The sequence below is a fragment of the Dyella japonica genome (assembly GCF_040545895.1).
Classification (GTDB): Bacteria; Pseudomonadota; Gammaproteobacteria; order Xanthomonadales; family Rhodanobacteraceae; genus Dyella; species Dyella japonica_D.
In genome coordinates, this window is sequence record NZ_JBEPMU010000002.1 from 528,810 (window position 1) to 548,546 (window position 19,737).

A 19,737-nucleotide genomic window follows, 5' to 3' on the forward strand; every position below is an offset into this window, starting at 1 on the left:
CGACAAACAGGCGTCTACATGGGACCGCAACCGAGCCAACCCATGAGCCCATGCAGTGACGGCACCTGCATCAGCCACGGCGCGGCCATCGTCACCACACCCGCCATCAGGATGAATGCCGCTGCGCCTCGCCGCGCGCCCGTGCGCTGCATCCACCGTCCAACACGCGCACCCGACCAGGTGAGCGGCAGCATCACCAGCCATGTGCCGATGCCGAAGATTGCCATGAGGGCAGCGCCTTTCATCGCACTCGCCTGCAACCACGCCGCCGCCAGCATGGTTCCGCTGAGGCCGCACGGCATCCATCCCCACACCATGCCAGCCGTCATTCGACGAAACGGCGTATTGGCCGGAAGCAGGCGCCGCTGCAAAGGTTGCAGCCAACGCCAGACCCGCACGGCGGGCCGTCCCAGGAGACGCAGGCGCCCCTGCTGATCGAGCAGGCGCCACGCCACCAGCATCAGCACCAGGCCCATCGCAATACGCGCACCAACGATAAGCGCATGCCATTCGAACAAGCGCAGCACGCCATCACCCAGACCACCGACCAGCGCACCGGCCAGCGCATAGCCGAGCGTGCGGCCGGTGTTCAACTGCATCGACGCCATGAATCCGTGCCGCGGCGACCACATCGAAAAACCCGTGGCGATGCCGCCGCACATCGCCGCGCAATGCACGCCGCCGAGCACGCCCGTCAACAGCGCCGCCAACAGCGCGAGCACGTCAATCGACATGGACGCTCGCCTGCCTGTCTCGCGTACCCTGCTGCGCGGGAGGGGAAGTGTCGTCGCTCAGAATATCCAGCGCCGGCGTATCCATGTCGTCGAACTGCCCGCGGCGCACCGCCCAGATGAAGGCGCCAATGGCGAAGGCGAGCAACATCAGGCTCAAGGGAACCAGCATCAGCAGGATGATCATGGCGACGCGCCCACCGCGGAGACACGCATCAGGCGCAGTGCGTTGACCGTCACAATCAACGACGACGCCGCCATGCCGAACGCCGCCACGGCGGGCGTGACATGGCCGGTCATGGCCAGCGGCAAGGCAAGCAGGTTGTAGCCCACCGCCCAGGCGAAGTTCTGGCGAATGACGCGCTGCGTCTGTCGCGCAAGACGAATGGCGGCCGGGATGCGCAACAACGACGGCGAGGTCAGCACCATGTCGGCGGCGCGCTGCGCCAGCGAAGCGCCCTCGCCCATGGCGATGGATACGTCCGCGCCGGCCAGCACGGGCGCATCGTTGAGTCCATCGCCCACCATGGCCACGACACGTCCTTTCGCCTGGAGCGCACGCACGAGCGCCAGCTTGTCTTCGGAGGACTGTCGGGAATGCGCCTCGCCGAGCCTCAGTTGCCGCACCAGCCGCTGCACCGACGACGATGCATCACCGCTGGCAAGATGGATGACGACACCAAGCGCGCGCAACGCAGCGATGGCATCGGCGGCATCGGCGCGCAGACTTTCCTGCAGGCGAAAACGCGCGGCGACGCGATGACCATCGCCCAGCCACAGCTGCCCATCGTCATCGCGACGCCCGGCGAACGATGCGCGCCCCAGCCGCCAGGTGACGCCATCGATTTTTCCCATCACGCCATGACCTGTCACCGCGCGCACATCGTGTGCTGCGAGCGGCGTGTCGATGTCGGCGAAGGCCTGGGCAATGGGGTGGCGGCTGTCGCGCTCCAGCGCGGCGGCGATCTGCATGGCGACCTCCGACGACATGCCATCAAACGTATGCACCTCGCCCACCTGCCGCTGCACGCTGGTCAGCGTACCCGTCTTGTCGAACACCATGTCCGTGGCGTGCGCGAGATGCTCAAGCCCTCCTGCGCGTATGGACAACACGCCCATGCGCGCCAGTGCGCCGTGACTGGCCGCCAGCGCGGCAGGCACCGCAAGCGACAACGCACACGGACAGCTGACGACCAGCAACGACAGGGTGACCTCGAAGGCACGCGCGGGATCGTGGAGGCGCCAGCTGCCATAGATGATCACGGCCATCACCAACAGCACCGATACGAACACGCTGCCGATGCGATCAGCCATGCGCGCCAAGCGTGGGCGCTGTGCCTGCGCCTGCTCCACGAGCCGCGCCAATTGCGACAGCCGCGTCGTGCTGCCCGTTTGCGTGATTCTGATGCGCGCGGGGTTCTCCCGGCAGATGGTTCCCGCGTAGATCGTCGCGCCCTGCGCACGCGTCACGGGACGCGCCTCGCCGGTCAGCAGCGCCTCTTCGAACGACGCGGCGCCGTCGAGCAGACAACCGTCCGCGGGCACCACGTCACCAACCGCCACGCAAGCAATGTCGCCCACCTGAAGCGAAGTCACCGGTATGGATTCCTGCTTGCCGTCGGCGCACTCCCGCACCGCAAGCGTCGGCCGGGCGCGCGCCAACGCATCCACCTGCGCACTGGCAATGCGCCGGGCGCGTTGTTCGAGCAATCGAGCCGTGAGCAACAGGAAGACGAACATGGTGGCTGCATCGAACCAGACCTGGGCGCCGCCGCGGACCGTTTCCACCAGGCTGGCGACGTAGGCCAACAGCGTGGAGCCGGCGATCAGCGTGTCCATGCCCGGATGCCTCTGACGCAACTCGCGCCAGCAACCCTGCAGGAATGGCCAGCCTGCGTAGAACACCACCGGCGTGGCAACCAGCAATGCTACCCAACGAAAGAAGTCGCGCGTGGCGCCGGCCATGTGATGGCCAAAATCCAGGTACAGCGCCTCGGAAAACATCATCGTCTGCATGGCGCCGAGGCCCGCCACGCCCAGCCGCATCAACCATCGCCGCTGCTCGGCCACGCGCTCACGTTCGCGCGCAGCGCCGGTCGCCAGGTAAGGGCGATAGCCGAGCATGGCCAGTCGTTCGAGCACGTGCGACAGCCGTACGCGGGACGGATCCCAACCGATACGAATGCGCCCCGTCACGGCGTTGGCGCTGGTGTCGAATACACCCGGTTCGCGCTGCAGCGCCCGATCGATCAGCCACGCGCACGCCGCGCAGCACATGCCGTCGGTCAGCAATGTCATTTCAAGGCCACCCGCCGTTGGCACGGCGTGTTCGCTCAACAGGTCGTCGCGATCCCAACCGGAGAGGTCGGGCATGTCTTCAACACGCGTTGCTGCGACGCTGCGCAGCCGATAGTAGTCACCGAGTTCCGATTGCCTGATCCACTCCGCCGCGGCCGCGCAACCGTGGCAGCAGAAGCCGCGCGCTTCGCCATCGATCTCAAGCTGCACCGGCGCCTGTGGCAGTGTGTCGCCACAGTGGTAACAGGTCAGGGCTCGACCGGTCGGGCCGGTATCGATGGCGCAGTCCACGATCAGGGCGCCAGACGAACGGCCCGCGCGTTTGCTGTCCAGTGACCGCGCAAGGACCAGGCGGCATTGTCGGGAGCCAGCTCCACGAGCCATTCACGCGCGCCGTCCAGCGAACCCACGCCACGCCAACCCAATTCGCTGGGCGTCAGCTGGAACGCGCGCTGGGCCGCCTGTGCATCGTTGGAGATGAGCGTGAGCCGCAACTTGCCGCCGCGCGGAAAATCGCCGTCCACCGGCACGGCTTCGATCATGTCGCCTTTGACCCGCAGGACCAGTCCCTGGGTGGCGACCGCCGTGGCCGGCTCGCGGTCCTGCGCGGACACGAGCAGCTTGCCCACGTGAGTCGCGTTGCTGACCATCTCCATGTCCTCGCGGCCGGGACGCACGGCGGCAAACAACAAGGCGAAGCCAATGGCGACCGAAGCGAGCGGCAAGCCCACCAGCATCCACACCATGGGTTCGCGCCAGGTACTGCGTGTCTTGTTCATGGCAAAGGCCCGAAGAAACTGCTGTTGATGGTGACGGAGGCATCGCCATCCAGATCGCGCACGTGGAACAACACGTCGTGACGACCAGTGGTCTCCGACGACGCCGTCACCGTGAGCGGCACCGACAGCACCTCGCCGCTTTCCGCGCGCACCGTCTTTGCGCCGCCGCCAAGGGCAATGCCGGCCACGTCGCCCGACGCCACGTCGATGACGAACCGATGCGCCTGCTGCGCCTTGTTCACCAGCTTTAGCGTGTATGCGTTCTGGATATCGCCATTGCTCGCCTCGCTGTACATCGCGTTGCGATCGCGCAGCACTTCCGCCATCAAGGGGCTGCGATGCGTGACGCCGTAAAGCCACCCGCCCATCAGCGCGAGCAGCAGCGCGCCATACACCAGCACGCGCGGACGCACGACCCGTGCGGCCTTGCCATCGATCTGGTTCTGCGTGGTGTAACGGATCAGGCCCTGCGGATAACCCACCTTGCCCATCACCTCGTTGCAGGCGTCGATGCAGGCACCGCACGCTATGCATTCGTACTGCAGGCCGTTGCGGATATCGATGCCGGTGGGACACACCTGGACGCAGATGGTGCAGTCGACGCAGTCGCCCAGTTCGTCCACCATGAACTTGGGCAACGGCTCCGCCTCGGCACCCGCGCCGGCGAGCGCAATGGTGCCGCCCGCCTGCGCTCTATCGTCGGCGGCGGACGGATGCCGGCTGGCGCGAAACACATAATCGTACGCGGTGACTTTGTCGAGCAGGCCACGCGCACGCTCAAGCACGCTTGGCACGCTGCGCTTGCGCGGCCCACGCGGTTCGCCGCGCATGGGGTCATAGGCGATGATCAGCGTGTTGCGGTCGAACATCGCGCTCTGGAAGCGCGCATACGGGCACATGTACTTGCACACCTGCTGGCGCAGGAAACCCGCGTTGCCCCAGGTGGCAAACGCATAGAACAGGATCCAGAACGCTTCCCAGCCGCCCCAGCCCCAGGGCGTCCGCCGCGCGAGATCGACAATGGGACTGAAGTAGCCCACGAAGGTGAAACCGGTCCACAACGAGAACACGATCCACAGGGCATGGCGTGCGCTTTTCCGAAGGACTTTCTCGCGTGTCCAGGGACTCGCATCGAGCTTCATGCGCTTGTTGCGGTCGCCCTCGCACCAGCGTTCGATCCATAGCGATACTTCCGTCCACACCGTCTGCGGACAGGCGTAGCCGCAGAACAGGCGGCCCGCCAGCGCGGTGAAGAAGAACAGCGCCAACGCCGCGATGATCAGCAGCATGGAAAGAAACAGGAAGTCCTGTGGCAGGAACAGCCACCCAAACACGTGAAACTTGCGCGCGGGAAGATCGAGCAGCACGGCCTGGCGGCCCTGCCATGACAACCAGGGAAACAGGTAGTACATGCCAAGCAGCCACACCACGGCCGCCACGCGCAGGCGGTTGAAGCGACCCGTCACGTCGCGCGGATAGACCTTGCGCTCACTCACGTAGTACGAGTCGGACTCGTCGACGACCTGGATGGGAATGCGGCGGCTCATGATTTCTTGTCGGGTCGAAGGGTGGATCGCACCGCTCGGCTCGGATGCAACAGGATCCAGGTGAACAGGCTCGACGACAGCGTCGCCAGCCAGATGAGGAAGAAGCCCAGCGTGTAGCCCAGCTCGCGCCCGATCTTCAGCGTGGGAAAGGTGATGTCCCTCAACGCAAGCGGATCGATAAAGGCAAAGAACACCACCGTCACGACACCGGCCACGAAGAAGCTGGGCCACAGCAGTGCGCCCAGGCACTGCGAAAGCGGCATGCGTTCGTGCGGATGCGCGACGGTGGTGGTCCTGTCGATCATTCGGCGACCACGGCTCCTGCTGGCGGGGGATCCTTGTGCGGCGACAGCGTCCACACGTAGGCACCCACCAGGCGCGTACGCGTGTCGCCCAGCACAGGCTTCCATGCGGGCATGACGCCCTGGCGGCCATCGTTCAAGGTCTTGTGCAGCGATGCCTTGCTGCTGCCGTAGAGCCAGTAGCTGTCGGTGAGATCGGGCGCACCCACCACCTGATTGCCCTTGCCTTGAAGACCATGGCAGGCGGAGCAGATGGTCGAGAACATCTTCTCGCCGCGCTGCGCGGCATCATCCTTGGGCAGCGAGGGCTTCGAGAGCGACAGCACATATGCGATGGTGTCGTCGACGGCGGTCGGCCCGCCCTGCGCCGTGAGTGTCGTTGCCCAGGCAGGCATCACCGCCTGGCGGCCCTCCTGGATGGTTTCCAGGATGCGATGCGGCGTGCCGCCCCAATGCCAGATGTCATCGGTGAGGTCGGGATAACCGTTGGCACCGTGACCGGTCGAACCATGGCATGCCGCGCAGCGGTTGAGGAAGATGTTGCGGCCCATCGCCACGGCCTGCGGATCCTTCGCCAGCACGTCGATGGATTTGCCGTCATAGAGCTTCAGCGTGTCCTCGAGGCGCGCATCTTCTGCCGCCGTTTCCAGCGCCCATTCCTTGTGCGAGCTCCAGTTGCCGAAACCGCGGAATGTGCCCACGCCGAACCACAGCAGATAACCGACGGCGAACACGATGGTGATGTAGAACAGGTTGATCCACCAGCGCGGCAGGGGCTTGTTGTATTCAGTGATGTTGCCGTCCCACACATGCCCCGTTTCATCGGGCTTGGGGTCGGTGGGGCTGCGGCGCGTATTGCTGCGCAACAGCCACACGCAGCCAATGAGGTTGGCCACCACGATGGCGATGACGTACCAGCTCCATCCGGAAGTCATGCGATCTCCTCCTTGTCATCGTCCAACGGCATTTGCGCGGCGGCATCCATGGCGGGCTTCACGCCAGGCCGCCATAGCCAGACGCAGCCGCCGACGAAGAGCACCAGCAGGAATGCGGTAATCAGTCCCGGCACCATGTCATTCCGCTCCTTCGGCAGCCTGCATGTCGGCCTGCGACACGTGCGTGCCCAGTGCCTGCAGGTAAGCGACAACGGCATCGAGCTCAGACTTCCCTTCCACGGCCTTGGCCGCGCCCGCGATGTCGGCATCGCTATAGGGATCGCCGATGCGCTTGAGTGCGCGCATGTGGGTGGCCACTTCGTCGCCGTCGAGCTTGTTGTCCGCCAGCCACGGGTAGCCCGGCATGTTGGATTCGGGCACGACGTCGCGCGGGTTGTGCAGATGCGCGCGATGCCAGTCGTCGGAGTAGCCACGCAGGCCGACGCGCGCGAGGTCTGGACCGGTGCGCTTGCTGCCCCACTGGAACGGATGGTCGTAGACCGATTCGCCCGCCAGCGAGTAATGACCGTAGCGCTCGGTTTCAAAGCGCAGCGTGCGCACCATCTGCGAATGGCAGTTGTAGCAACCTTCGCGGATGTAGACGTCGCGGCCCGCCAGTTCCAGCGCGGGATACGGCTTGATGCCCGGCAACGGCTTGATCGTTTCGGCCTGGAACATCAGCGGCACGATTTCGGCGAGACCGCCGAACGACACCGCAACAGCCACCAGGATGGCCATGAGGCCGATGTTCCTTTCGAGTTTGGCGTGAGTCTGGCTCATGTCTGTTCCCTCAGGCACGGGCGTCGGCGGCATCGGGCGCGAGCAGCGGTTGCGGCTCGGTGCTCGCGGCGGCCAGGCGGAAGGTCTTGAACACGTTCCAGCCCATCACCAACATGCCCGACAGTACGATCAGGCCACCGCCGACGCGCACCAGGTAATACGGCTTGGTGGCATTGAGCGCTTCGACGAAGGCATAGGTGAGCGTGCCGGTGTCCGGATCGGTGGCACGCCACATCAGTCCCTGCGTGACGCCCGCAATCCACATCGCGGCGATGTACACCACGACACCGATGGTGTGCAGCCAGAAGTGAAGATCGATCAGCTTGATCGAATACATTCTCGGCAGGCGAAGCAGGCGCGGCAGCATCGCGTAGATGGAGCCGATGGAGATCATCGCGACCCAGCCCAGCGCGCCCGAATGCACGTGGCCGATCGTCCAGTCGGTGTAATGACTGAGCGAGTTGACCGTCTTGATCGACATCATCGGTCCCTCGAACGTGCTCATCATGTAGAACGAGAGCGAGACGATGAGGAACTTCAGGATCGGATCGGTGCGCAGCTTGTACCAGACGCCCGACAGCGTAAGGATGCCGTTGATCGCACCACCCCACGACGGCGCCAGCAACACCAGCGAGAACACCATGCCCAGGTTCTGCGCCCAGTCGGGCAGCGCGGTGTACTGCAGGTGATGCGGGCCCGCCCACATGTAGATGGCGATGAGTGCCCAGAAGTGCACGATCGACAGGCGGTACGAATAGATCGGGCGGTCGGCCTGTTTGGGCACGAAGTAATACATCATGCCGAGGAAGGCGGTGGTGAGGAAAAAGCCCACGGCGTTATGGCCGTACCACCACTGCACCATCGCATCGACGGCACCGGAGTACACCGAGTACGACTTCATCCAGCCCGCCGGAATGGCGAGGTTGTTGACCACATGCAGCAACGCGATGGTGATGATGTACGCGCCGTAGAACCAGTTGGCGACGTAGATGTGCTTCACCTTGCGCTTGACGATGGTGCCGAAGAACAGCACCGCGTACGCCACCCACACGATGGTGATCAGGATATCGATCGGCCACTCGAGCTCGGCGTATTCCTTGCCCTGCGTGTAACCCAGCGGCAGCGAGACGGCCGCCGCCACGATCACCAGTTGCCAGCCCCAGAACACGAACGAGGCGAGCTTGTCGGAAATCAGGCGTACGTGGCACGTGCGCTGCACCGTGTACAGGCTGGTAGCGAACAACGCGCAACCGCCGAACGCGAAGATCACCGCATTGGTATGCAACGGACGCAGGCGGCCGTAGCTGAGCCACGGGACATCGAAATTGAGGGCGGGCCAATACAGCTGTGCGGCGATGAAAACGCCCACCAGCATGCCGACCACGCCCCAGACCACGGTCATCACGGAGAACTGCCGTATGACCTTGTCGTTGTAACTCCCCTCGACGCCCACCATGAGGCCCACTCCTAGGCATAACTGAACGGAGGGAAGTCTGGGTGTCGCTGCGACAGCGCCAGTTGATCTGGATCAAGCGGCGACCGGGAAACGGCTGCTGCGGTTTGTCGCAGGGAGGTGAAGGGCAGAGCCGCAAGGCGGCTTTGCGGACACATATCTCTATATCGCGAAAAAGAGATATATACTTCCCGACACCCGCCACCACGACGCCAGGGAGCGCCTCGATGTCGAGCATCAGCTTTGAGTTCTTCCCGCCCAAGACCGACGAACAACGCGCCCAGCTGGATCAGGCCGCGGTCCTTCTGAAATCCCATGCGCCCGAATACGTCTCGGTGACCTTCGGTGCGGGCGGCTCGACGCTGAGCTATACCGGCGAAACGGTGCATCACCTGCACACCACGCACGGGCTGAGCGTGGCGCCCCATCTTTCCTGCGTCGGCGGCACGCGCGCGGAACTCGCGGCATTGCTGGACGACTATCGCGCCGCAGGCTATCGCCGCATCGTCGCGCTGCGCGGCGACCTGCCCTCGGGCATGGCCACGCCAGGCGACTTCCGTTACGCCTCGGAACTGGTGCGCTTCATCCGCGAGCATTCCGGCGATCACTTCCACATCGAAGTGGCGGCCTATCCGGAAACGCACCCGCAAGCCGATGACGCGCTCGCCGATCTGCGCCACTTCAAGGCGAAGGTCGATGCTGGTGCCAATGGCGCGATCACGCAGTACTTCTTCAACGCGGATGCGTATTTCCGCTTCGTCGATGACGTGCGGCGACTGGGTGTGAACGTGCCGATCGTGCCGGGCATCATGCCCATCTCCAACTACTCGCAGCTCAAGCGCTTCTCTGATGGCTGCGGCGCCGAGATTCCGCGCTGGATCGCCAAGCGCATGCTGGCGCATGGCGACGATGCAGCGTCCATCCGCGAACTGGGTGCCGACGTGGTGGCGCAGTTGTGTCGCCGGCTGCTCGAAGGCGGTGCACCCGGCTTGCACTTCTATACCTTGAACCGCGCCCGCGCCACGCGCGCGATTCTCGACCGGCTGCACGGATAAGCAACGTCGTCGCGCGTAAGCTCGACGGATGATGCGGGCCTGCTTCACGCTGCTGCTCTTCCTGCTGCCGCTCTGCGCGATGGCACAGGAGGGTATTCATCGCTGCATCGGACCGGACGGCAACCCGCTGTTCACCGACCAGCCTTGCGCAGCGCTGCAGGCAACGCCCGTGAATACGCCACCGGCAACGCCAAAGCCCTCGGTGTCGCAAGCGCCTTCGGATGTGACCACCGCAACGCCGCCGCCGGTGAGCTGTGCCACCTCGGTGGCCGATCTGCGCCAGGGCATGACGGACGCCTTCGCCGCACGCGATCCCAACCGACTGGCCGGCCTGATGATCTGGAACGGCTACGGACGCGATGCCGTCGTCGCCGACATCCGCTCGCTGGGCTCATTGATGCAGCGCCCGCTGCTGGACATCGGCACAGCGGGCGAGGACGACGATCCACCCGCGACATCGGGCGACAACGCCGAGACCAGCAGCCCGAACGCAGCGTCGCGGCCGGCAGCAGGTGGCGATGCGTTGATCGTCCACACCGCATCGGGCGACGGCACCGGCATACCGCGTGAAACGCGCTTCACGGTCGTACGCCGTTCGGGTTGCCTCTGGTTGCGCGCCTCGGGCTGAAACCTCGCCTTGGTGCTCCGCAAAATCGCCAGCGGCACGGCCGCGGTATCATGGCGCGATTTTTCCCCCGGAGATCCCCCATGGCGCAGCAGTACCCCGATTGGATCTGGCAGAACGGTGCCATCAAGCCCTGGCAGGACGCCACCACCCACGTGATGGCGCATGCGCTGCACTACGGTTCGTCGGTGTTCGAAGGCATCCGCAGCTACGCCACGCCGGACGGCGCGGCGATTTTCCGCCTGACGGATCACCTCAAGCGCCTGTACCAGTCGGCCAAGATCTACGACATGGTGCTGCCCTATTCGCAAGACGAGCTGGCCGCTGCGTGCCGCGAGGTCGTGCGCAAGAACGGCCTGACGGCCGCCTATCTGCGCCCGGTGGCCTACCGCGGCCTGGGTGGTTTCGGTCTGTCGGCGGAAACGCCCATCGATGTCGCCGTCGCCTCCTGGGCGATGGGCCCGTACCTTGGTCCGGAAGCCTTGGAAAACGGCATCGAAGCCTGCGTGTCGAGCTGGCAGCGCTTTGCGCCAAACACCATTCCGGCCGGCGCCAAGGCGGGCGGCAACTATCTGTCCGGCCAGTTGATCGCGCGTGAAGCGCGTCGACTGGGCTTTGGCGAAGGCATCGCCATGGCGTCCAGCGGACTGCTGAGCGAAGGCGCGGGCGAGAACCTATTCCTGGTGTTCGACGGCGTGCTGCACACCACGCCGGCCAGCGCATCCATCCTCACCGGCATCACGCGCGACACGCTCAAAACGCTGGCGCATGAAGACGGCATCGAAGTGGTGGAACGCGATATTCCGCGCGAGTACCTCTACCTGTGCGACGAGCTGCTGATGTGCGGCACGGCAGCGGAGATCACCCCGATCCGTTCGGTGGACGGCAAGCAGATCGGCAGCGGCAAGGCCGGGCGCGTGACGCGTCGCCTGCAAGAGCTGTTCTTTGGTCTGTTCACGGGCAAGACCAACGACCAGTGGGGTTGGCTGGAGCCGCTTTAAGAAAGCGATGTGACGGAGCGCATGCATGCGCTCCGTCGATATCAGCCGAACACGATGCTGGCGATGGCGCCGTTGGTGTCGGTGCGTGGACGCATCGACACGTCCCAGCCATAGAGATCGCACAGGCGACGCACGATCGCCAGGCCAAGGCCAGCGCCGCTGCCGCCCGCACCTTCGCCACGCACGCCACGCTGGAACAGGCGCTCGGCATCCTCAGGCTTGATGCCCGGACCGGTATCGATCACTTCGATGCGGTTGGCGCTCACTTCCACCGTGACGCGACCTTCGAGCGTGTACTTGATGGCGTTACCGATGAGGTTGGTCAACGCCACCGCCAGCACCGACGCCGGCGCATTCACGCTCACCGGCTGCTTGACGTTCAACTCCACTTCGAGCGGCTTGTCGCGCATCTGCGGACGCTGGCTTTCGATCACGTCGGAAGCCACCTTGCCCACGTCCGTGGTTTCGCCGCGCGTGGGGCCGCGGCGCTCCGCACGCGAGAGCAGCAGCAAGGCCTCGATCAGCTCCGTGGCCTGGCGCGACGAACGTTCGATGCGCTTGAGGCGCTCGCGCAACTTGTCGGTGAGATCGGGCGAGCCCTGCAGCAGTTCCGTGGTGCTGGAAATGACGGCAAGCGGCGTGCGCAGCTCGTGGCTCACGTCGGAATTGAACTCGCGGTCGCGCTCCACCATGGCGGTGAGTCGCTGCGAATACTCGTCCAGCACCAGCGCAAGTTCGCCCACTTCGTCATCGGCAAAGTGTGGCGCAAGCAGCTCGGCCTTGCCGTTCTTGCGAAAGTCACGCAGTCGTTGCGCCAGATCGCTCACAGGTTTTAGAACCTTGCGCGATAGCCAGAAGCCAAGCACAAGCGAGAGCAGTCCAAACAAGAAAACTGCAGCGATCACGCTGATAATGAGCTGTCGTTTGCCCAGCTCCTCTCGCGAAACATCGTACCGAACGAAGCTAATGATGCCGTTTTCCCGGTACACCGCCAGCTTGTAGTGGTGCTGGGTGCCGTCCTCGGCCAGTTCGTTGATGTCGTGTATGCCGGTATCCAGGTTTTGCCACGGCAGCGGCGCCTTGTAGATCGTGCGCTCACTTTTCGTCATGCCTGTGATCAGGCGCGACCCCGGCCCGGGCGCATCAGGATGCGCCTGCGCAAACTGGTTAGCGTATTTCGCATCATCCATCAGGCTGGAGTTGACCAACTGGTCCTCCACCCTGCTGCGGATGTTCAGCGCCGCAAACGCGAACAACGCGCTGAGGCCGAAACCGAACAGCGCGAACGAAACGACCAGGCGAAACCTGAGCTTACGCCTGGACTGCATCCGGTTCGACCATGCGGTATCCGATGCCGTGACGCGTGTGGATCAGCGGCTTCTCAAAGGGCTTGTCGATGGCCGCACGCAGGCCATGGATGTGCACGCGCAGGGAGTCGCTATCGGGCAGTTCCTCACCCCACACGCGCTGCTCCAGATCCTGGCGGGTCACCACCGAGGGGCTCGCCTCCATCAGCGCCTGCAGCAACTTCAGGCCGATCGGGTTGAGCTGGATCGACTTGCCCTCGCGGGTCACCGTGAGCGTGTCGAGGTTGTAGGTGAGATCGCCCACCTTCAGCACCCGGCTCTGCGGACCCTTGCCGCGGCGGGCCAGCACTTCCAGGCGCGCCGCCAGTTCCTGCAGGGCGAACGGCTTGGTCATGTAATCGTCGGCGCCCGACTCAAAGCCGGTGAGCTTCTGCTCCAGCGCGTCGCGCGCGGTCAGCATGAGGATGGGCGTCTGCTTGTGCGCCTCGTGACGCAGTTTGCGGGCCACGTCCAGGCCGTCCATGCCGGGCAGGGTCAGGTCGAGCACGATCACGTCGAAGTCGTGCACGACGGCCAGGTGCAGGCCCGTGACGCCATCGCCGGCGAAATCGACCACATGGCCGCGGTCTTCCAGATAATCGCCGATGTTCGTGGCGATATCGCTGTTGTCTTCGATCACCAGTACGCGCATGCGTCCTCCATACGCAGCCGGCATGAGGGCCGGCCGAGGCAACAAGCTTAACAAGCTTGGGCCGGGGAAAGGGGCCCTGGCGGGCAGGAAGCTGAACAAGGGTCGAGATAAGGCAAGAAAAAAGCCCAGGCCGCTCGACTCGTGGTCGCTCGCCTGGGCTCAAGCTACTGCCCCGATACCGAAATCTGCTGTCACCAGACCTTGCGGAAGTGCCAGACAAATTGCAGTGAGGCCTTTATAGGTGCCCTGCAGTTACATCAGGGTTAACCGGTACTCACGCCTCTGTTAACCGCCGTTGCTCAGTGTCCGCCGACCGCGCTCTGGCGGCTCAGGTTCTGGATGTCCTGCAAGGTGCGCTGGGACTGGTCGTTCTCCAGGTTGATCTGGCGCTGCGTCTTGCACACGGTCTTGGGAATGTTCGAACCCATCGGCTTGACCTGCTCGCATACTTCGCGATTGGCGTCGTTGCGAGTCAGGATCGCATTCACTTCGGACTGGTTGTTGAAGAGCTGGGTCTTAGACGCCTGATCCATCGCGTCGACCGTGCCGAACTTGTCGTAGAGCGATTCCATCGCGCTCAAGTCACGGTTGACCGTGGTCTGGTCGTTGGCCTTCACGGAATCGAATCGGCCACCGGGTGCCATCTGCTGACGAACATGATCGGCCACCGCGGCGAATTCGTCCTTGGTATTGGCCTTGACGTCAGGCTTGGTTTCCTTTGCATGCACCGACGCCACCTGCAACACGAGCATCATCGCCGCCATGACCGGCAGCCAGTACTTCCGCTTCATTGTTTTCCTCCACCCCTGCGGCATCCCCCCTCGGGACGCGCCCTGCAGGAATGCCATGCTAGGCCGGCTTTTGCCGCGGGGTCAAAGGCCAAAAGTTGTATTTCGGCGCAGAAGAGCTCAGCCGGCGCGCTGGGTGCGCCGCTTCACGGGGGCCAAGGCAACGCCCGCCTCGCTTTCCAGCAACTGGATGATCGCTCCCGCCACGTTCACGCCGGTGGCGGCCTCGATGCCTTCCAGGCCCGGCGAGGCGTTCACTTCGAGGATCAGCGGGCCCCGCTTGGAACGCAGCATGTCCACGCCAGCCACGCCCAGGCCCAGGGCCGCAGCGGCACGCACCGCGATCCGGCGCTCTTCGGGGCTGAGCGTGGCGGCCTTGGCCGTGGCGCCGCGATGGATGTTGGCGCGGAACTCGCCGGGGCTGGCCTCGCGCTCCATGGCGGCGACCACCTTCTTGCCCACCACGAAACAGCGCAGGTCGGTGCCCTTGGCCTCGGCGATGAACTCCTGCACGAGGAAGTTGGCATAGAGGCCGCGGAACGCCTCGATGACGCTCTGCGAGGCACTGCGCTTCTCAGCCAGCACCACGCCGGTGCCCTGGCTGCCTTCATTGAGCTTGATGACGTGCGGCGGCTCGCCGAGCATGGCGAGCACGTCGGCGGTGTCGTCGGGGTTGTCGCCGAACACGGTGGCCGGCATGTCCAGCCCCTTGGCAGCCAATATCTGCAGCGAGCGCAGCTTGTCGCGCGCGCTGAGCACGGCATCGGAACAATTGGGCGTGTACACGCCCATCATCTCCAGCTGGCGCAGCACGGCCGTGCCGTAAAACGTGCTGGTGACGCCGATGCGCGGAATCACCGCATCGATGCCCTTGATTGCCTTGCCCTTGTAGCGAATGGACATGTTGCCCGGCGCAATGCGCACGTAGCAGCGCAAGGGGTCGAGCACGCGCACTACGTGACCGCGCTCGCGCGCGACGTCGACGAGGCGTTGCGTCGAGTAGAGACGGGTGTTGCGCGAGAGGATGGCAATCTTCATGAAACACCCGTGATGCCCGCCCGGATGGGTCGAGGCTGTGTATAGGAAAGCGCAGGGTCCACCGCAAATCGCCCGTGCAACGCACTACGACCGAGCAGCATGGGAAACAGCATATGGCGCCTGTCGGTCAGATTGATGTCGACCGCAAAGCGCTCGCCGGCCAGCACCACATCCGTGCGGATGAACCAGCGCAAGGTACGTCGGCCGCCGGTGTCGGTGACGGCCCGGCGATCCAGCGCCAGCGTCTCGCAGGTCACCGCAATGCGATGCCGACCGCCGACGGACACCGAAAAACGCAACCATGTATCGCCCGCGCGCTCGAAACTTTCGAGCGTGTCCACGTGCAGCGAACTACTCCGCGCACCAGTGTCGAGCTTGGCCTTGAGCAGGGGAATGCCGAGCATCGGCAATGCCAAGCGCTCCCGCCAGCCGAGGGTAGTCACATCCGCCATGATCAGCGTACGCCGCAGGATTACGTGTAGGGAGCTCGGTGGGGTCGAGAGCAAACTTGGAGCGGGTGAAGGGAATCGAACCCTCGTCAGTAGCTTGGGAAGCTACAGCTCTACCATTGAGCTACACCCGCAACGCCCGACGATGGTAACCCGCCTCCGCGGGGCTTGGGAACCGCCGGTGTTACCGGGGCCAACGCCATCCCGCGATGGTGTGGTGAAGGAAGACGCGCATCTTGGTTAGTCATGCGCACGGACGGCATCCCGCCCGGCGCAGCCCAACAGCGGGTGAACCGGACATGGCGGCCGGCTGAACCATTTTTTGCGCGGGGACGGCCGGTCCTTGCGATGGACGGAGCACACATCCGCATAATGCGGCCGTCGGCGCCCGCGCTCCCCAAGCGTTCCCGCGGACGACGAGAAACCTTTGCGCGATGGCCATCGCGTCCAGCTCCGGAGAACCCGATGCGTGTGCTTACTGCTTTCCTGACGTCGCCGCGACACAGGCGATGGATGGCAGCGGCCCTGTTGATCTGTGCCAGCGGGCTGACGCAGGCGCAGACCCAGGCGCCACCTGACGACAACGGCGCGGGCGACCCGCCCTCGCGCATCGCACGGCTTTCCTATCGCGAGGGCGATGTGGGCTTGCTGCCGGCCGGCGAAAAGGACTGGGGCGATGCCAGCCTCAACCGCCCGCTGACCACGGGCGACCGTCTTTCCACCGGCGAGGGCGCGCGCGCCGAGCTGCAGCTGGACAGCGGCACGCTTCGTATTGCCGACGATTCCAACTTCGGCTTCCTCACCCTCAACGACCAGCTCACGCAGGTCGAACTCACCCAGGGCACGGTGAACGTGACGGTACGGGGCCTGGACCAGGGGCAGAGCTACGAGATCGATACGCCCACGGTGGCACTGGTGGTCGATCAACCCGGCACCTATCGCGTGGACATCAGCGAGGACGGCAAGTCCACGCGCGTTACCGATTTCGACGGCCACGCCACGGTCTATGGCGAAGGCGGCGCGCAGCGCATGGTGGCCGCCGGCCGTTCGTACGAGTTCGTCGATTCGTCGCTGAGCGTGGTGACCATCAACGACATCCAGGGTGGCGACGACTTCGACGCCTGGGTGGATAGCCGCAACCGGCAGGTCGCCGCCGCGCCAGCGGATCAATACGTGTCGCCGGATGTCGTGGGCGCCCAGGACCTGGACCAATACGGCAACTGGCAGTCCGACCCCGACTACGGCCAGGTCTGGTATCCCTCGAACGTGGCCGCGGACTGGTCGCCCTACAGCGATGGCCACTGGTCGTACGTCGGCCCGTGGGGCTGGACCTGGGTGGATGCCGCGCCCTGGGGCTTCGCGCCGTATCACTACGGCCGCTGGGCCCACGTGCGCAGTCGCTGGTGCTGGGTGCCGGGCCCGGTGGGCGTGCGCCCGGTCTATGCACCGGCGCTGGTGGCCTTTGTTGGCGGCGGCGTGTCCATCGGCGTCGGCGGCCCGGTGGGCTGGTTCCCGCTGGGACCGGGTGAGGTCTACAACCCGTGGTATCGCGCCAGCCGCGGTTACTACACCAACGTCAACGTCACCAATATCTACGTGCGCAACAACCGCAACGTAGTGATCAACAACATCAACAACCGCTACAACTATTTCCGCGATGGCCGCCCGCTGCCCAACGAGCGGTACATGAACCGCGACGTGCCGCATGCGTTCCGCGCCATGTCGGGCCAGGATTTCGTGGCCGCGCGCAATGCCCGGAACCATATGGCGTCGGTGGATCCGCACCGCTTTGCCGACGCCGCCGTGATGCCCCGCGGCGTCAGCGGCCTCACGCCCGTGCGGGCCAGCTTTGCGCCGCCGCGTGCCAACACGGCGCGTCCGCTGCCTGCCGGCGGATTCCAGCGCGAGGTGGTGGCGCGCACGCCGCCAGCGGCCGGTTTCGCGGGTCGAGCGGGCAACGCACCCGGCGCGCCACGCATGGCGCCGACGCCGAACAATGTGCGGCTGCTCAATGGCCAAGGCCCCGGCATGCGCGGCGCGATGCCGAACCGTCCGCAGGAATTCTCGGCGGCCCAGCCCAACGTACCGGCCCGCGGCAATGGGCCGGAGCCATCGGCCCGTGCCATGCCTCGCGGCGACAACGAACCCGCCGCCGTGCGGCCGGGCGAGCTACCGTCCGCGCGTTTCGCTCGCCCGAACGGCCAGCCCTCCTATCCGCGTGGCGAGAACAACCAGCCGCGCCCCGGCGTGAGCTACATCCCCAATGCCGAATCGGACCGCATGCGCGGCCAGGCAGCGCCCGGCACGCTGCCGAACACACCACGCCTCGAACAGGCCCCGCCGCAACAGGCGATGCGCCAGGCGAACCAGGACAACAACGAGCGGTTCCAGCGCGACAACGCCATGCAGCAGCGCCAGGACATGCAGCAACAGCAGATGCAGCAGCAACGGGCCGCGCAACAGCAGCAACTGGAGCAGCGCCAGCAGATGCAGCAGCAGGAAGTCCAGCAACGCCAGGCACTGCAGCGAGAGCAACTGCAGCAACGCGACGTGATCCAGCAACGGCAGCAGATGCAACAACAGGAAACCCAGCAACGCCAGGCGATGCAGCAACAGATGCAGCAGCGCGATGCCATGCAGCAGCGTCAGCAGATGCAACAACGGCAGGAGATGCAGCAGCGCTACGAGGCGCCCCGCGGCAATCCGCAACCGCAACCGCAGGCCCGGCCGGAGCAGCGTCAACCGCAGCAGAACCACGAGGAACACCGCGCCGCGCCGCGTCGGGACGACCAGCAGCGCAATTGAGACCCTCCCTCGGCACCCTAACGAGGCCCGGCACCGCCGGGTCTCTTCATTTCCGGGCGGTATTCGGGCCGTCTGCCGCTACAATGGGCAGATGCACATCACGCTCAATGGCAGTCCGCGCGACTGCGCCCCCGCCACGACCGTCGCCCAATTGCTTGAAGACGCCGGCTACGGCCAGCGCCGCGTCGCCGTGGAAGTGAACCACGAGATCGTCCCCCGCAGCCTGCATGCCAGCCACACCTTGGCCGACGGCGACCGCGTGGAAATCGTCCATGCCATCGGCGGCGGTTGATCGCCCGGCATGTGCGCTCATGCGACGCCTGGGCGTCGCCGCAGACTGAAGACCTCACGATGAACCTCAAGACGCTCGATGCTTCCGACCCGCTGATCATCGCCGGCAAGAGCTACGGCTCGCGCCTGCTCACCGGCACCGGCAAGTACAAGGATTTCGACGAGACGCGCCGCGCCAGCCAGGCCGCCGGCGCCGAAATCGTCACGGTGGCGATCCGCCGCGTGAACGTCGGCCAGGATGCCGGCCAGCCCAATCTGCTGGACGCCCTGCCGCCCGAAGAATTCACGCTGCTGCCGAACACCGCCGGTTGCTACAACGCCGTCGACGCCGTGCGCACCTGCAAGCTCGCGCGCGAACTGCTGGACGGCCACAAGCTGGTGAAGCTTGAGGTGCTGGGCGACCAGCGCACGCTGTTCCCCGATGTGGTGGAAACGCTCAAGGCCGCCGAAGTGTTGGTGGCCGACGGTTTCGACGTGATGGTCTACACCAGTGACGACCCGATCCTGGCCAAGCGCCTGGAAGACATCGGCTGCGTGGCGGTGATGCCGCTGGCCGCGCCCATCGGCTCGGGCCTTGGCATCCAGAATCGCTACAACCTGCTTGAGATCATCGAGAACGCCAAGGTGCCGATCATCGTCGACGCTGGCGTGGGCACGGCCTCCGACGCCGCCATCGCGATGGAACTGGGCTGCGACGGCGTGCTGATGAACACCGCCATCGCCGGCGCCAAGGATCCGGTGCTGATGGCACACGCCATGAAACTGGCCATTCAGGCCGGTCGCGCCGCCTTCAAGGCGGGCCGCATTCCGCGCAAGCGATTCGCCTCGGCGTCCAGCCCGATCGACGGCACCATCGGTTGAT

The 19,737-nt window shown here is 65.2% G+C and carries 21 protein-coding genes and 1 tRNA gene; 6 read left to right on the top strand and 16 right to left on the bottom strand.

The window, feature by feature from the left end:
* Positions 1-14: 14 nt before the first annotated feature.
* From ABIC75_RS08980 to ccoN, 10 genes are read right to left on the bottom strand one after another with little or no spacing between them, the layout of a single operon-like run.
* Positions 15-734 carry a sulfite exporter TauE/SafE family protein gene (locus ABIC75_RS08980; protein ID WP_354013494.1) on the bottom strand — a complete coding sequence of 240 codons (720 nt, stop codon included), beginning with the start codon at positions 732-734 and terminating at the stop codon, positions 15-17.
* Positions 724-918, bottom strand: a complete 195-nt coding sequence (gene ccoS / locus ABIC75_RS08985) for a cbb3-type cytochrome oxidase assembly protein CcoS (RefSeq protein WP_354013495.1) — start codon at positions 916-918, stop codon at positions 724-726. Before ccoS ends, ABIC75_RS08980 begins: the two co-directional genes overlap by 11 nt.
* Positions 915-3,320: a heavy metal translocating P-type ATPase gene (locus tag ABIC75_RS08990; RefSeq protein WP_354013496.1), complete on the bottom strand. Its 2,406-nt coding sequence runs from the start codon at positions 3,318-3,320 to the stop codon at positions 915-917. The genes ccoS and ABIC75_RS08990 overlap by 4 nt, the downstream gene beginning before the upstream one ends.
* Before the next feature lie 2 nt (positions 3,321-3,322).
* Positions 3,323-3,808: a hypothetical protein gene (locus ABIC75_RS08995; RefSeq protein WP_354013497.1), complete on the bottom strand. Its 486-nt coding sequence runs from the start codon at positions 3,806-3,808 to the stop codon at positions 3,323-3,325.
* Complete coding sequence (locus ABIC75_RS09000) at positions 3,805-5,355, bottom strand: 4Fe-4S dicluster domain-containing protein (protein WP_354013498.1); 1,551 nt, start codon at positions 5,353-5,355, stop codon at positions 3,805-3,807. Before ABIC75_RS09000 ends, ABIC75_RS08995 begins: the two co-directional genes overlap by 4 nt.
* Complete coding sequence (locus tag ABIC75_RS09005; RefSeq protein ID WP_436407899.1) at positions 5,352-5,660, bottom strand: hypothetical protein; 309 nt, start codon at positions 5,658-5,660, stop codon at positions 5,352-5,354. Before ABIC75_RS09005 ends, ABIC75_RS09000 begins: the two co-directional genes overlap by 4 nt.
* Positions 5,657-6,592, bottom strand: coding sequence for a cytochrome-c oxidase, cbb3-type subunit III (ccoP, locus tag ABIC75_RS09010; RefSeq protein WP_354013499.1), 936 nt, complete (start codon positions 6,590-6,592; stop codon positions 5,657-5,659). Before ccoP ends, ABIC75_RS09005 begins: the two co-directional genes overlap by 4 nt.
* Positions 6,589-6,729 (bottom strand): cbb3-type cytochrome c oxidase subunit 3, encoded by a 141-nt coding sequence (locus tag ABIC75_RS09015; RefSeq protein WP_354013500.1) that lies wholly within the window; start codon positions 6,727-6,729, stop codon positions 6,589-6,591. Before ABIC75_RS09015 ends, ccoP begins: the two co-directional genes overlap by 4 nt.
* Before the next feature lies 1 nt (position 6,730).
* Positions 6,731-7,372, bottom strand: a complete 642-nt coding sequence (gene ccoO, locus ABIC75_RS09020) for a cytochrome-c oxidase, cbb3-type subunit II (RefSeq protein WP_354013501.1) — start codon at positions 7,370-7,372, stop codon at positions 6,731-6,733.
* Between the two features lie 10 nt (positions 7,373-7,382).
* Positions 7,383-8,828 (bottom strand): cytochrome-c oxidase, cbb3-type subunit I, encoded by a 1,446-nt coding sequence (ccoN, locus tag ABIC75_RS09025; protein ID WP_354013502.1) that lies wholly within the window; start codon positions 8,826-8,828, stop codon positions 7,383-7,385.
* Positions 8,829-9,052: 224 nt separating this feature from the next.
* On the opposite strand from ccoN, the gene metF reads away from it, so the two are divergent.
* The 3 genes from metF to ABIC75_RS09040 all read left to right on the top strand — a co-directional run bounded on the left by metF (position 9,053) and on the right by ABIC75_RS09040 (position 11,506).
* A complete protein-coding gene (gene metF, locus ABIC75_RS09030; protein WP_354013503.1) occupies positions 9,053-9,880 on the top strand; it encodes a methylenetetrahydrofolate reductase [NAD(P)H] in 828 nt (275 codons plus the stop codon).
* A gap of 28 nt (positions 9,881-9,908) precedes the next feature.
* On the top strand, positions 9,909-10,508 hold the full coding sequence (locus ABIC75_RS09035) for a DUF4124 domain-containing protein (protein WP_354013504.1): 600 nt from the start codon (positions 9,909-9,911) through the stop codon (positions 10,506-10,508).
* Between the two features lie 80 nt (positions 10,509-10,588).
* The gene (locus ABIC75_RS09040; RefSeq protein WP_354013505.1) at positions 10,589-11,506 is read left to right on the top strand and encodes a branched-chain amino acid transaminase; all 918 of its coding nucleotides are present in this window, start codon (positions 10,589-10,591) and stop codon (positions 11,504-11,506) included.
* A 41-nt stretch (positions 11,507-11,547) separates the two neighbouring features.
* Here the strand turns inward: ABIC75_RS09040 and ABIC75_RS09045 are convergent, their stop codons facing one another.
* The 6 genes from ABIC75_RS09045 to ABIC75_RS09070 form a co-directional block, all read right to left on the bottom strand.
* Entirely contained in the window at positions 11,548-12,834 is a 1,287-nt protein-coding gene (locus ABIC75_RS09045) for a sensor histidine kinase (protein WP_354013506.1), read from the bottom strand.
* The gene (locus ABIC75_RS09050; protein ID WP_019466282.1) at positions 12,818-13,504 is read right to left on the bottom strand and encodes a response regulator transcription factor; all 687 of its coding nucleotides are present in this window, start codon (positions 13,502-13,504) and stop codon (positions 12,818-12,820) included. The genes ABIC75_RS09045 and ABIC75_RS09050 overlap by 17 nt, the downstream gene beginning before the upstream one ends.
* A 299-nt stretch (positions 13,505-13,803) precedes the next feature.
* On the bottom strand, positions 13,804-14,295 hold the full coding sequence (locus ABIC75_RS09055; protein ID WP_354013507.1) for a hypothetical protein: 492 nt from the start codon (positions 14,293-14,295) through the stop codon (positions 13,804-13,806).
* Between the two features lie 117 nt (positions 14,296-14,412).
* Complete coding sequence (gene rimK, locus ABIC75_RS09060; RefSeq protein WP_354013508.1) at positions 14,413-15,330, bottom strand: 30S ribosomal protein S6--L-glutamate ligase; 918 nt, start codon at positions 15,328-15,330, stop codon at positions 14,413-14,415.
* Entirely contained in the window at positions 15,327-15,782 is a 456-nt protein-coding gene (locus ABIC75_RS09065) for an ATP-dependent zinc protease family protein (RefSeq protein ID WP_354013509.1), read from the bottom strand. The genes rimK and ABIC75_RS09065 overlap by 4 nt, the downstream gene beginning before the upstream one ends.
* 57 nt (positions 15,783-15,839) lie before the next feature.
* A tRNA-Gly gene (locus ABIC75_RS09070) sits at positions 15,840-15,913 on the bottom strand.
* A gap of 379 nt (positions 15,914-16,292) precedes the next feature.
* On the opposite strand from ABIC75_RS09070, the gene ABIC75_RS09075 reads away from it, so the two are divergent.
* The 3 genes from ABIC75_RS09075 (at position 16,293) to ABIC75_RS09085 (ending at position 19,736) form a co-directional block, all read left to right on the top strand.
* Positions 16,293-18,584: a DUF6600 domain-containing protein gene (locus tag ABIC75_RS09075; protein WP_354013510.1), complete on the top strand. Its 2,292-nt coding sequence runs from the start codon at positions 16,293-16,295 to the stop codon at positions 18,582-18,584.
* 91 nt (positions 18,585-18,675) lie between these two features.
* Complete coding sequence (thiS, locus tag ABIC75_RS09080; protein ID WP_354013511.1) at positions 18,676-18,876, top strand: sulfur carrier protein ThiS; 201 nt, start codon at positions 18,676-18,678, stop codon at positions 18,874-18,876.
* 59 nt (positions 18,877-18,935) lie between these two features.
* Positions 18,936-19,736 carry a thiazole synthase gene (locus ABIC75_RS09085; RefSeq protein WP_354013512.1) on the top strand — a complete coding sequence of 267 codons (801 nt, stop codon included), beginning with the start codon at positions 18,936-18,938 and terminating at the stop codon, positions 19,734-19,736.
* Position 19,737 lies beyond the last annotated feature (1 nt).